13 protein-coding genes are annotated in these 13,093 nt (G+C 49.1%); 12 read left to right on the top strand and 1 reads right to left on the bottom strand.

What is annotated here, in order from left to right:
* The first annotated feature begins 22 nt into the window (after nucleotides 1-22).
* The 12 genes from HPY28_RS15140 to spoIIR all read left to right on the top strand — a co-directional run bounded on the left by HPY28_RS15140 (nucleotide 23) and on the right by spoIIR (nucleotide 12,071).
* On the top strand, nucleotides 23-1,306 hold the full coding sequence (locus HPY28_RS15140) for a UDP-N-acetylglucosamine 1-carboxyvinyltransferase (protein WP_174225223.1): 1,284 nt from the start codon (nucleotides 23-25) through the stop codon (nucleotides 1,304-1,306).
* A 28-nt stretch (nucleotides 1,307-1,334) separates the two neighbouring features.
* Nucleotides 1,335-2,297 (top strand): class II fructose-bisphosphatase, encoded by a 963-nt coding sequence (glpX, locus tag HPY28_RS15145; RefSeq protein WP_017252385.1) that lies wholly within the window; start codon nucleotides 1,335-1,337, stop codon nucleotides 2,295-2,297.
* A gap of 66 nt (nucleotides 2,298-2,363) precedes the next feature.
* Nucleotides 2,364-3,644: a transcription termination factor Rho gene (rho, locus tag HPY28_RS15150; protein WP_017252384.1), complete on the top strand. Its 1,281-nt coding sequence runs from the start codon at nucleotides 2,364-2,366 to the stop codon at nucleotides 3,642-3,644.
* A 75-nt stretch (nucleotides 3,645-3,719) separates the two neighbouring features.
* Nucleotides 3,720-4,622 (top strand): M23 family metallopeptidase, encoded by a 903-nt coding sequence (locus HPY28_RS15155; protein ID WP_069851039.1) that lies wholly within the window; start codon nucleotides 3,720-3,722, stop codon nucleotides 4,620-4,622.
* A 70-nt stretch (nucleotides 4,623-4,692) separates the two neighbouring features.
* Nucleotides 4,693-5,958 (top strand): radical SAM family protein, encoded by a 1,266-nt coding sequence (locus HPY28_RS15160; protein WP_026043394.1) that lies wholly within the window; start codon nucleotides 4,693-4,695, stop codon nucleotides 5,956-5,958.
* A 106-nt stretch (nucleotides 5,959-6,064) separates the two neighbouring features.
* Nucleotides 6,065-6,262, top strand: a complete 198-nt coding sequence (gene rpmE, locus HPY28_RS15165) for a 50S ribosomal protein L31 (protein ID WP_017252381.1) — start codon at nucleotides 6,065-6,067, stop codon at nucleotides 6,260-6,262.
* 86 nt (nucleotides 6,263-6,348) lie between these two features.
* Entirely contained in the window at nucleotides 6,349-7,803 is a 1,455-nt protein-coding gene (locus tag HPY28_RS15170) for a cryptochrome/photolyase family protein (RefSeq protein WP_174230854.1), read from the top strand.
* 28 nt (nucleotides 7,804-7,831) lie between these two features.
* Nucleotides 7,832-8,407 (top strand): thymidine kinase, encoded by a 576-nt coding sequence (locus tag HPY28_RS15175; protein ID WP_017252379.1) that lies wholly within the window; start codon nucleotides 7,832-7,834, stop codon nucleotides 8,405-8,407.
* Between the two features lie 86 nt (nucleotides 8,408-8,493).
* Complete coding sequence (locus HPY28_RS15180) at nucleotides 8,494-8,991, top strand: Sporulation lipoprotein YhcN/YlaJ (Spore-YhcN-YlaJ) (protein WP_017252378.1); 498 nt, start codon at nucleotides 8,494-8,496, stop codon at nucleotides 8,989-8,991.
* Nucleotides 8,992-9,226: 235 nt separating this feature from the next.
* Nucleotides 9,227-10,303, top strand: coding sequence for a peptide chain release factor 1 (prfA, locus tag HPY28_RS15185; RefSeq protein ID WP_017252377.1), 1,077 nt, complete (start codon nucleotides 9,227-9,229; stop codon nucleotides 10,301-10,303).
* A complete protein-coding gene (gene prmC, locus HPY28_RS15190) occupies nucleotides 10,287-11,177 on the top strand; it encodes a peptide chain release factor N(5)-glutamine methyltransferase (RefSeq protein ID WP_174230855.1) in 891 nt (296 codons plus the stop codon). The genes prfA and prmC overlap by 17 nt, the downstream gene beginning before the upstream one ends.
* Nucleotides 11,178-11,288: 111 nt before the next feature.
* Entirely contained in the window at nucleotides 11,289-12,071 is a 783-nt protein-coding gene (spoIIR, locus tag HPY28_RS15195; protein ID WP_174230856.1) for a stage II sporulation protein R, read from the top strand.
* Between the two features lie 57 nt (nucleotides 12,072-12,128).
* Here spoIIR and HPY28_RS15200 read toward each other — a convergent pair whose 3' ends face one another.
* On the bottom strand, nucleotides 12,129-12,926 hold the full coding sequence (locus tag HPY28_RS15200) for a DUF3298 and DUF4163 domain-containing protein (protein ID WP_017252374.1): 798 nt from the start codon (nucleotides 12,924-12,926) through the stop codon (nucleotides 12,129-12,131).
* Nucleotides 12,927-13,093 lie beyond the last annotated feature (167 nt).

Here is a 13,093-nt window from a genome sequence, read left to right on the forward strand (position 1 = left end):
TTACGCCTGAGGAGAGCAAAGCATGGATAAGCTGATCATCAACGGTGGAAAACCGCTCGCGGGGACGGTGACCATCAGCGGAGCAAAAAACAGCGCAGTCGCACTCATCCCAGCAGCGTTGCTGGCAGATGGACCCGTTGTTATTGAGAATCTCCCCCGTATTCAGGATGTAGGTATCTATCACGAGCTCTTGCGGGAAATGGGAGCTGACGTGCTGTTCGAAGAAGATTGGATGGAAATCGACGGACGTAGTATGAGGCTGATGCTCATGCCAAATGGTCGCATCAAAAAGCTCCGTGCCTCGTACTATTTGTGGGGAGCCTTGCTCGCCAAGTTCGGTGAAGCCCAGGTTGGCTTGCCGGGTGGCTGTGATTTGGGCCCGCGTCCAGTAGATTTGCATATCAAAGGCTTTGAAGCGATGGGCGCCGAGGTGGAGAACAAAAACGGCGTCATGACTATCCGTGCCCAAAATGGACGCTTGCAGGGTGCGCGAATCTATCTCGATCTGGTCAGTGTTGGTGCCACCATTAACATCATGCTGGCTGCTGCCAAAGCAGATGGTGTGACCATTATTGAAAACGCTGCCCGTGAGCCTGAGATCGTCGATGTAGCAACCTTGCTCAATAATATGGGAGCAAACATCAAAGGCGCCGGAACGGACATGATCCGCATTCAAGGCGTAGAACGCTTGCGCGGATGCCGTCATACGATTATCCCCGATCGGATCGAAGCGGGGACGTACATGATTGCGGCAGCAGCTACCAACGGCAATGTGATGGTGGAGAATGTCATTCCAAAGCATTTGGAGTCTGTAACGGCCAAGCTGCGCGAAATCGGTGTGCAAGTGGTAGAAGAGGATGACAGCATCCAAGTCATCGGACATGATTCTTATCGATCAATCGACGTGAAAACGAGTCCGTATCCGGGTTTTCCAACGGATCTCCAGCAGCCGATCACGACCTTGCTGACTCTTGCTAAAGGCTCGAGCATCGTGACGGACAATATTTACAGCTCGCGTTTTCGTCATGTAGATGAACTGCGCCGTATGGGAGCTTCCTTGAAGATTGAAGGAAGATCCGCTGTCATCGAAGGCGGAAGCAAACTGAATGGTGCCAAAGTGGTAGCTTCGGATTTGCGTGCGGGAGCAGCTCTGTTCATTGCCGGCTTGGCAACGAACGGCACGACAGAATTAGAAGGACTCGAACATATAGATCGTGGCTACGAAAACTTGGTGGGCAAGCTGCAAGCCTTGGGAGCCGATATTACTCGGGTAGGTCTGCAGAGCATGGAAAACCACCAGCGTTAACCAATCACCAGGAGAGGAGTCTTCCAGAATGGAACGGAGTTTAACACTTGAACTGGTACGTGTGACTGAAGCCGCTGCTTTGGCTTCTGCCAGTTGGATGGGTCTCGGAAAAAAAGATGAGGCTGATGATGCGGCAACGACCGCAATGCGCAATGAATTTATGAAAGTGCCGATGGATGGCGTCGTAGTAATTGGCGAGGGCGAAATGGACGAAGCGCCAATGCTGTACATCGGTGAGCGTCTGGGCCAGGGAGTGGCTCCGGCAGTCGATGTGGCTGTTGACCCTTTGGAGGGAACAAATATCCTCGCAAAAGGTACATGGGGAGCGATTTCGGTCATTGCCATTGCAGACCGAGGAAATTTGTTGCATGCTCCTGACATGTATATGGAGAAAATGGCAGTAGGGCCTAAAGCAGTCGGCAAAGTCGATATCAACGCACCGGTTCGTGATAACCTGAAAGCGGTAGCGCAGGCACAGGGGAAAGATATCAGCGATTTGGTCGCTATTGTGCTTGACCGTGATCGTCACTCTCAGGTGATCCACGAAATTCGTGAGGCAGGCGCGCGTATTCGACTCATCTCAGACGGAGACGTAGCCGCTGCGATCAACACTGCATTCCCTGATACAGGTGTAGACATTTTGTTCGGTTCTGGAGGAGCTCCGGAAGGTGTTCTGGCAGCAGTTGCCCTGAAATGCCTCGGGGGAGAAATCCAGGGTAAGCTCTTGCCGCAAAATGAAGAAGAGATTAAACGCTGTGTTAAAATGGGATTGACTAACCCTCATCAAGTCCTATTCATGGACGACTTGGTGAAAGGTGATGACGCCATTTTTGCAGCGACAGGTGTGACGGATGGCGAGTTGCTCAAAGGGGTTCGCTTCCAAGGAACTCGTGCGACGACTAATTCCGTTGTTATGCGTGCGAAAACCGGAACGGTACGTTTCATTGAAGGGAACCACCGCTTAGAACGCAATCCGAGTAACGGTTTGTAAGAAAACAATTTTCGCATTTATATGTTGAGCTAGGTTTTTTAAGAGTAAATAAAGAGTGGTGGATGTATGTTACTTTCTGAACTAGAAGAAAAGAAGCTGACCGATCTCTATAAGCTGGCCAAGGAATACCATATTCCGTACTACTCCCAGCTGAAGAAGAAGGAATTGATTTTCGCGATTCTTCGAGCACGGGCGGAGCGGGATGGTCTCATGTTTATGGAGGGGGTTCTCGAAATATTGCCGGAGGGATACGGCTTCCTCCGCCCCATTAACTATCTCCCTAGCTCGGAAGATATCTACATCTCCCAATCGCAGATTCGCCGTTTTGATCTGCGGATGGGGGATGTGGTATCAGGAAAAGCAAGACCACCGAAGGAGAATGAACGTTACTTTGGACTCCTTCAAGTAGAGGCAGTGAACGGAGAAGACCCTGAGACAGCCGCAGAGCGTCTTCATTTCCCCGCATTGACACCGTTGTATCCTCAAACCAAGCTTGTACTGGAGACAGCTCCTGCACGTGTTTCCACTCGCCTGATGGATCTTCTCTCTCCTGTTGGACTGGGTCAGCGTGGATTGATTGTGGCTCCGCCAAAAGCGGGGAAAACCATGCTGATCAAAGAGATTGCCAACAGCATTACCGAAAGCCGCCCGGATATCCACTTGTTTGTCTTGCTCATTGATGAGCGTCCGGAAGAGGTGACGGATATGCAGCGATCTGTCAAAGGAGAGGTGGTTGCCTCGACTTTTGACGAGTTGCCTGAGAATCACATCAAAGTTGCTGAGCTTGTCTTGGAGCGTGCAAAGCGATTGGTTGAGCACAAAAAAGACGTGGTGATCCTGCTGGATTCCATTACACGTCTCGCTCGTGCTTACAACTTGGTTATTCCTCCAAGTGGTCGAACATTGTCCGGTGGTATTGATCCGGCAGCCTTCCATCGTCCGAAGCGCTTTTTTGGTTCTGCGCGGAACATTGAAGAAGGCGGCAGCTTGACCATTTTGGCGACTGCTTTGGTTGAGACCGGCTCACGTATGGACGATGTGATCTATGAGGAGTTCAAAGGAACCGGAAACATGGAGCTTCATTTGGATCGCAAGCTGGCGGAGCGCAGAATTTTCCCGGCGATCGATATCCGTCGTTCGGGTACGCGTCGCGAAGAGCTTTTGCTCACCAAAGAAGAGCTGGATAAGCTGTGGATGATCCGGAAGAACATGAATGAAACAAATGAGTTTGTCGACTCCTTTATTAAAAAGTTGGCAGATACAAAAACAAACGAAGAATTTTTGCAAACCCTTGAGTCTAAGCAACAGGGCAGAGGGAAAGCAGCTAGCACGACGGTGAGTTCATGATGACTCACCGTCATTTTTTTTGTGGCGTTGGCATACCGTTAGGAAGGGAGCTGGAAAAGAAGGAGGAGATGCTTTGTGGAGTACGTGCAAGTTAGCGCTCCGGTGGAGTCACAGATGGAAGCAAAAAAAGCAGTCGTGGAGCAGGCGCTATTTCAAGCGTTTAATCCCTATGCTAGTCTGGCTTCACCTGCACCAGCGACAAAAGGAAATTCAGTGATGTACGCTGTTCGGCAAGGAGATACGCTATCCGGTATTGCCCAGCGTTACGGTCTTTCTTTAAAAAATCTGGTAGAGGCTAATAGCATTACGAACCCCCATCTTTTAAGCGTGGGCATGAAGCTAATCATCAAGCGTGATGAAGTCGGACATATGGTGAAACGCGGAGAAACACTGGATTACATAGCAAGGCGGTACGGTGTAAGTCGGGAATCGTTAATCGAACGAAATCCGCTGCTAAAATGGCTGTCGGACAACCTGTATGTAGGGCAGGTTGTGTATGTCCCCATCGCTAAAGGCAATCCGATGTTGGGCAACGATCCTCAGCAGAAGCGAAGTGCCGTTCAAGCGGCAAGTCGGCAAGTCATCACGAGGATTCGCGCTGGTCTAAGTTGGCCTGTCAGAGAAGCTACGATTACAAGCGGATTTGGAGCGCGTTGGGGAAAAACACACAAGGGTGTGGATTTGTGGAATGAACAGGAATCAAAGACCCCGATCTTGGCAGCGAGGGCAGGAGTTGTTGTGGAGGCAGGCGCCAACCGGTCAGGGTACGGGCGGATGGTCGTGATTGATCACGGCGATGGCTTGCAAACCTTTTATGCCCATATGCGTCTGTTGCTGGTGTCACCTGGTCAAAACGTAGAAGCGGGTGAGATATTGGGATACATGGGGCAAACGGGTAATTCTACGGGGTACCACTTGCACTTTGAAGTGCGACAGGATGATGTGCCGATCAATCCACTTCCCTATCTTGGCAGGTAACCCTATACAATTTACATTGCTTTTTCAATGCGATACAATGGGCAAAGCAAAGAAGCGAGGCGATTTTCCCATGTATTTAGTTTACGCAGATGAAAAAGGCAATGTATACGACCACCCAGGTCTTTTTGCAGTGGCTCGTAACGGAGATATATTGACAGAAATTCTGGAAGAAGAACTGATCCCACTCCCAGAAGGATCGACGTTGGTTAGTTTGCCGGACACCGAGCCGATCGGAATGGACCCTGACACAGGGGAAATGGTCAAGTTGGATGGCTGTACAGCAGTAGGCGCACTTGTGCCACAAGGAATTACAAGACTCTTGCTGCCAGGCTACGTGAAAACGAACAAGGAAAGCAAGCTGCCATTGTTCGGCTACTCCGCAGTTGTCTGGAAGGATAACCGTTTCTGGGTAACGGGTCGAGCGAGTGACGATATTTACAAATGGGACCCGTTGAACTTCCCGATGGATGAACTGCGCCAGCGAGTGGCAAAGACGTTGGAGACGTTTCCGCAAAACCGCATTTTGAACCACTTGTCCCACTGTGCGTTGGAATACGAATGCTTAACGGCCTCCAATAACTTTTTCAACCGCTGGGAAGGCAGCTTGCCTGTTTCCTATACCTGTAATGCAGGGTGCTACGGCTGTATTTCCGAGCAACCAGATGACAGTGGATTCCCTTCTCCACAGACGCGGATGAATTTCAAGCCGACAGAGGACGAGCTGGTGGAAGTCATGCTGCACCATCTGAAGACACCGGAGAGCATCATCAGCTTTGGACAGGGTTGTGAGGGTGAGCCTTCTACGATGGCTTCCATCATTGTTCCTGCTATGCGTCGGGTACGGGAAACGACAGATATGGGCTTTATCAACATCAATACGAATGCGGGCTTGACGGATCACATCAAAGGCATTGTCGATGCTGGTCTTGATCTGATGCGCGTGAGTATTATCAGCGCGATTGACGAACACTATAATGCTTACTATCGCCCGCGCAACTACACGTTGGAAAATGTAGCGCGTTCTGCTGAGTACGCTGCATCCAAGGGTGTGTATACGTCCATTAACTACTTGTGCTTCCCTGGTGTATTTGACCGCGAAGAGGAAATGGAAGCGATGATCGAGTTCATTCGCAGAACAGGCATTAAGCTGATTCAGCTGCGGAATCTGAATATCGATCCAGAGAGTTATCTGGCGATGATTCCAAAAGCGCAAGGCGAAGTATTCGGCATGAAGCAAGCCATCGAAATTTATCAGCAGGAACTGCCCGATGTTGTAATCGGTTCGTTTACACATATTCCTCCAGATCAACTCCAGCGCAGGAAAAACATGGCGTAATCGGCCAACCAGTTGCATTTCGGCAGTGTTTCATGCTACTATCTGATATGTGTTTATATAACTCTGTTTCGGCAAACGATTCAGGGCGGAAAGAGGTGTAGAAGAGATGAAACAAAACATTCATCCTAAGTACAACGTAGTTACAGTTAGCTGCGCATGCGGTAACGAATTTGAATCCGGTTCCGTGAAACAAGCGTTGAAAGTGGAGATCTGCTCCAACTGCCATCCTTTCTTCACAGGAAAACAAAAATTCGTTGATGCAGGCGGCCGTGTAGACCGTTTCAAACGCAAATACAATCTGTAAGTATCAGAATGTATGGGAACAACCAGGTAGAGCAATCTGCCTGGTTTTGTCTTTTTCTGGCACTAATTTTTTCGGGAGGACAAACGATGACTGCTATCGTCTGGTTCCGTCGGGATCTGCGCTTGCATGACCATGCTGCTCTGCACGCAGCTATGCTCACAAGCGATCCGATTATTCCTGTTTATATAGTGGAAGATTCGCTTTGTCGTTCTGCGGTTGTAGGAGATAAGCGACTGCATGCGAATTTTGCCGCGATAGCTGCACTCGGCGATACTTTGGCTCAACTGGGAGGACGCCTCTTGATTCGTCACGGCAACCCACAGCAAGTGCTCTGTCAATTAGCGCAAGAGACGGGTGCAGATAAGTTGTTTTTCAATCGGGATTATACGCCAGAGGCTCGCAAGCGAGACGAGCTCGTGTCAGAAGTGTTGAGCAGTCTAGGCGTGTTTGTACATACATGCAAGGATCTGGTTTTGCATGAGCCCGGGGAAATTATGACGAAGCAGCGGACACCGTATGCCGTATTTACACCTTATCGCCGCGTTTGGCAGACGCTGACCAAAGATAGACCGTTTTCTCAGCCGACAAGATGGAATCTATTTGAGCGGTTGAAGGAGTTGGCGAGTGAGCCAGTTCCTACTATGGAAGCGTTTGGACGGCAACGACCGATCGGCCCCGAGTGGGAAATGGAGCAGTTCGGGGAGCTGGCGGCACGTAAACGATTGCAGCAATTTTTAGATGGAGACATTTATACGTATAAAGAACGACGCGACATGCCAGGGGTAAATGCGACCTCCCGGCTGTCTTTTGCCCTAAACGCAGGTACGCTGTCTATACGAACGGTGTATCATAGCGTACAGGAAGTGCTTGCTTCCGCGCGGGGTGAGCAGGTTACCTCGATCGAAGCTTTTCTTACGGAACTCATTTGGAGAGAATTTTATCAGCAGGTGCTTTATTTCCATCCGCACACGACTGACCATGCCTACCTGCCACAATTTGAAACGGTCGCTTGGGAAAATAGGAAGGACCTATTTACCCGTTGGTGTCATGGGGAGACGGGCTACCCGATTGTCGACGCTGCTATGAAGCAGTTGAATGAGACGGGTTGGATGCACAATCGGCTGCGGATGATTACCGCTTCTTTTTTGACAAAGGATTTGCTCGTGGATTGGCGTTGGGGAATGGCCTATTTTGCACAGCAGTTGATCGATTTCGATGAAGCGGCAAACATCGGGGGCTGGCAGTGGAGTGCTTCGACTGGTACCGATGCGCAACCGTATTTTCGGATCTTTCATCCTGTCACACAAGGGGAAAAGTTTGATCCAGACGGCATTTTCGTCAAAAAATATCTTCCCGTATTGCGTGAAGTACCTCTACAATATATTCATAAACCGTGGGACATGCCGGAGCATATCCAAGAGCAAGCAGGCTGTAAGATTGGCTTCGACTATCCGATTCCGTGTGTGGACCATGCACAAAGAAGAAAGCTGGCCATGGCCTTGTTTCAAGAGGCAAAAGACCGCCATCAAAAGACTGAGTAATGACTTTTAGGCAAAGGGAGATAGAGACGTGGCACAACTATATTTTCGGTATGGAGCGATGAATGCTTCCAAATCCATTCAATTATTGACCGTTGCCCACAACTACGAGCAATCGGGGAAAAAAGTAGTAGTGTTTACTCCAGCAGTGGATGATCGCTATGGCGTGGGAAAAGTTGCTTCGCGTGTTGGGATTAGCCGAGAAGCGATTCCGATTAACGAAGAGACCGATCTGTATCAAATCGTAGAGGCAGAGTCAGTCAAGCCGCATTGCGTGTTGGTTGACGAGGCTCAGTTCATCAGCCGCCACCATGTGGATCAGCTCGTCAGGATTGTAGACAAGCTGGGCATCCCTGTAATCGTTTATGGCTTATTGAAAAACTTCAAGAATGAGCTCTTCCCTGGTAGCGCCGCCCTGTTGTGCGAGGCTGACAAAGTAGAAGAGATTAAAACCGTCTGTGTTTACTGCAATAAAAAGGCGACGCATATTCTCAAGTTCAAAAATGGACAACCCGTCTACGCTGGCGAGACGATTGAAATTGCTGGAAATGATACGTACAGCAGCGTCTGTCGCAAGCATTACTATACGCCTCCAGTTGTCGAATAAAGAAAGCAGAAGCCACCCCCTGTTTGTCCCGTGCATGAGCCCAAGAGGCGATGCGCAGACTAAGCAAAACAGGAGGTGGCTTTTTCATGCGGACACAGCCTTTTTGGCGAAGCGCGTTGGTCATACTGGGCGTGGTGACACTGACTTCTGCTCTCACCGTCGGTTGCGGTGGAAATACGGCTAAGCAACAGGGCTATCGTACGGATATGAGGAATACGCAGCACAATATGAAGGTCAGAGGGGATCAAAGCGGAAATACGCTGCAAGGCCGTACCCCTGTTGCTGCTGATCGCGACTCGCTAATGGGGCGCAATCAAAACCCGAACATGGTTACTGGTAAAACGAATGTGCGCAATACGCCAGTCGAAGTGACGAATATGGAGAGGACCGCTATGTCGGTGAAAGGTGTGGAAAATGCACGCATCACACTCAGCGATGCCAATGCATATGTTACTCTTGACCTTGTGCATAACATCACTGCGAATCAAGCGCGTACCATCGAGCAGCAGGTGATTTCACTTCTACGAGAAAGAATTCCAAACTACGATTTTCACTTAACCTCGCATGACGGTTACCATCGCTGACAGGTGAGCAGGACGTATGTAGCAAGGCTCGGCATAGCCGGGCCTGTTTGGCATCGGTAAAACATTTCCAGTAATAATGCGCTTTGACTTCTTGCGACATTCCTCCTATAATTTATCTGTTATAACCGTTTTTATGGTAGATAGCATTTTATCGCAATTCATATCTAACATACATGCTACCAAGGCTTCGCCTGCGCCAAAAGGCTATTATTCTTTGCGATGGGGTGAAATAAAAATGTTTACACGCTTATCTGCAGTCGAAGAGCGTTTTGAAGAAGTAACGAATCTCCTATGTGACCCCGACGTCATTAGTGATACAAAACGCTTGCGTGAACTGTCTAAGGAACAATCTTCGTTGGAAGAGACGGTAACGACATACCGTGAATATAAATCAGTGGTGAGTCAAATCGATGACGCCAAAGCGATGCTCGAAGAAAAACTGGATGACGAGATGCGTGAAATGGTCAAGCTCGAGCTCAATGAATTGTCATCACGCAAGGAACAACTGGAAGATCGTTTGAAGATCCTGTTGCTTCCAAAAGACCCGAACGATGAGAAAAACGTCATTGTGGAAATCCGCGGTGCTGCGGGCGGCGATGAAGCTGCACTGTTTGCAGCGGTGCTTTTCCGTATGTACACTCGTTTTGCGGAGCGCAACGCTTTTAAAATTGAAGTGCTGGAGGCAAGCCCAACCGATATCGGTGGATACAAAGAAATTGTCTTCTCGCTGTCTGGCCGCGGTGCTTACAGCAAAATGAAATTCGAAAGCGGCGCGCATCGTGTGCAACGCATCCCGGCTACTGAGTCCGGTGGACGCATCCATACTTCTACTGCGACTGTACTGGTTCTGCCAGAAGCAGAAGACGTGGAAGTGGAAGTACACGAAAAAGATATCCGCATCGATACGTTCTGCTCCAGTGGTGCGGGCGGTCAGAGCGTTAACACGACCAAGTCTGCGGTTCGCGTAACGCATATTCCTACAGGGATCATGGTTTCTTGTCAGGACGAGAAATCCCAGCATTCCAACAAAGACAAGGCGCTGCGTGTATTGCGCGCACGTCTGTATGATTTCTACATGCAACAACAAAATGCGGAAGCAGATGCTACGCGCAAAAGCTTGGTGGGTACTGGTGACCGAAGCGAGCGCATCCGCACTTACAACTATCCACAAAGCCGTGTGACCGACCACCGCATCGGTCTGACCCTGCACCGACTGGAATCGGTATTGGAAGGCGAATTGGATGAAGTGATCGACAACCTGATCCTGCATGAACAAACGGAGCTTTTGAAAAGCCATGCACACTCAGCTTGATTGGTCTGATGTCACGACGATTCGAGAAGCCCTATTACGGGCTTCTTCCTTTTTGCGGGAAAAAGGGACAAAGGATCCTTTGTTCGAAGCGGAGCTAATGATTCGTCATTGTCTCGACTGGGATCGGACGCGCTTTTTAATGGCGATGACGGATTCAATCGATGCAGAAACATTGGTGAAGCTGGACGGACTGTGCGTGCGCCGGGCGAATAACGAGCCACTGCAATACATGTTTGGCGAACAGGAGTTTTACGGTCGTCCTTTTACGGTACGACCAGGTGTGCTGATCCCAAGACCGGAAACGGAAATCCTGGTGGAGCAAGTGATGGATGCTGCAGCAAAGCTCTGGCCTGAGCGGGAAGAGCTAGCAGTGGTGGATATCGGCACAGGGAGCGGAGCCATCTGCATTACGCTCGCGTTAGAAAAACCGCAATGGCGCGTGACTACGGTGGACCTGTCTCCTGAGGCAACGGCAACCGCACGGGAAAATGCAAGTCGTCTTGGTGCAGATGTCCGCTTTCTACAAGGGGATTTGGTGCAACCGCTTTTGGAAGCAGGCGAAAAGGTAGACATCCTCGTGTCCAATCCACCTTATATCCCGAGTCGCGATGTCGAGGAGCTGGACGATGAAGTACGCGTACATGAACCTCGCTTGGCTTTGGATGGCGGTGAAGATGGTCTAGATTGCTACCGTCGACTGTGTGAGGCGCTGCCGAATCTATTGAAAGAAAGAGCGGTCGCAGCGTTTGAGGTAGGCATTTATCAGGCTGGGGATGTAGCGGCATTGATGAGGGCATCCGGTGTCATGGATGAGGTAGAGATTGTTCCGGATTTGGCGGGGATCGAGCGGGTCGTTATCGGAGTAAGACGATAGCACTTGCTCGTCTCGCCTTTTTTACATATGGAATGAATGTTTGAAATCGTGTGAATCCGTCCATACTGATTGCTAAAGAGAGAAGATCAGTATAGAGGGAGACGGATAACGATGAAACGGATGTTATTGATGGCATTTAGCCTGTTTGTACTTATGATGAGCTGGGAGGGGCAGCTTACTTCGGCCAATGTGTTGGATAATGGGCCGATCCCTCAGGAATCCGTTCGCTTGCGTATTATTGCGAACAGCGATTCTGTCCAAGACCAATGGTTGAAGCGCGAAGTCAGAGATGCCATTATCGCTCAAATGAATACATGGGCGGACGATATCGAGACTTTGGAGGAAGCAGAGCAAGTGATTCAATCACAATTGCCTGTCCTGCAACAAGTCGTAGACAAGACGATCAAGGAACGCGGTTTTTCGTATAAAGCGGTAGTCGATTTCGGCGAAGTCCCTTTTCCGACGAAGCTGTACGGCTCTTATGTGTATCCTGCGGGTAATTACCGAGCAGTCCGTGTACAAATTGGAGAGGCAAAAGGCCAAAACTGGTGGTGTGTCCTGTTCCCACCGCTCTGCTTTATTGACATGTCCAATGGCGACGCTGTACAAGCAGAGCCAACTCCAGAGCCTGAAGAATCAGAGCAACCGACAGCAGCTGTATCCGAAGAAGATGAAAACTACGATCGACTTGATAGAAAGCAAGTAGCGGTTGCACCCCTAGAAGAGAACGAAGTAGGGCAACATTCCGAATCAAATAAAGTGGACGCTGAACAAACAAAAGTAGAGCTAGAAAAGTCCGAAGAGATAGAAAAAGTAGAAGAAGCAACTGCCTCTGCTCCTGAAGTAGAAGTGAGATTTTACTTATGGGAAAAAATCGAGAGCTGGCTCTCCTAAGCTAGACACAAAAAACGACACCCGCCGCATGTGCAGGTGTCGTTTTGAATGGCTCTATTACTTTTTGAACAAAGCCTCACGAATCTCAGACTTCAACAAATCTTGGTAACGCTGAGCAGGGATCGCGAACTCTGGCATTCCCGCTGCATAGGCGGCAATTTCGTATTGACCAAAATGGATCATCAGGTTGCCATCTTTAAAGGAGAAGCCTTGATCCTCTCTGATGCTTTCAAATCCATCGTAAGGATTAAAGCCATCCTCCTCGGTTTCTTCTTTTATTTGTTGCAAAATGATTTGATTGAAAATGGTACGGTAGTCATGGCCAGACTGGAACAGGTCAGCCAGCTTCAATTGTTTTGATTTGGGTTGATTATCGATGTTGTAATACGAAACATCCGTCATGCCATGTGCTCCGCCTGTATAAATGTACGTCTGTACGGAGAAAGAAACGAGATTACCAGCATGGTATACCTCATAGGAGATGTCGAGTGCATGAGGACGTGGCTCCCATCCGTTTTTTTTCGCTTCTGCCGCATCTTCTTTGCCGGCTTTTTGTCCTTCCGCCAAGCCTGTTTGTGCTTCTTTTAGCAGAGTAGCGTTCAGTTTTGCTTCAAAAGCTTTATCCTTCATCCCGCTAATCACTGGGATGGATACTTTACCTTGAAATTCTTTCGTATCGACCGTAATGGTTTTTGGTGTGAACACGACACCGTTAGCTTTTGGCTTTGGCGCTTGTACAGCAGGCTTTGTGGAGGTTGCAGGTGAAGCTGGTGCTGCAAATACTGGAGCAGCGACAGCTGTTAACAATACAGCTGTTCCAAGCAGGCTGGAAGCTAAGGATTTAAAAGATGACATATCATTCACGGTCCTTTCGATAAAGGGAAAGTTATTGTTTTGTTTTCGTGTTCATTCTACTACACGGTTGAGACGGATGAAGTTAAAAAAAGGTAACAATGTTCTCTTTTCCACGCTGTTCAGAAAAGTTATTCACAAGTTACCCACAGCCTGTTGAAAACTTTTTG

This window comes from Brevibacillus sp. HB1.2 (assembly GCF_013332495.1).
Taxonomy (GTDB): Bacteria; Bacillota; Bacilli; order Brevibacillales; family Brevibacillaceae; genus Brevibacillus; species Brevibacillus porteri.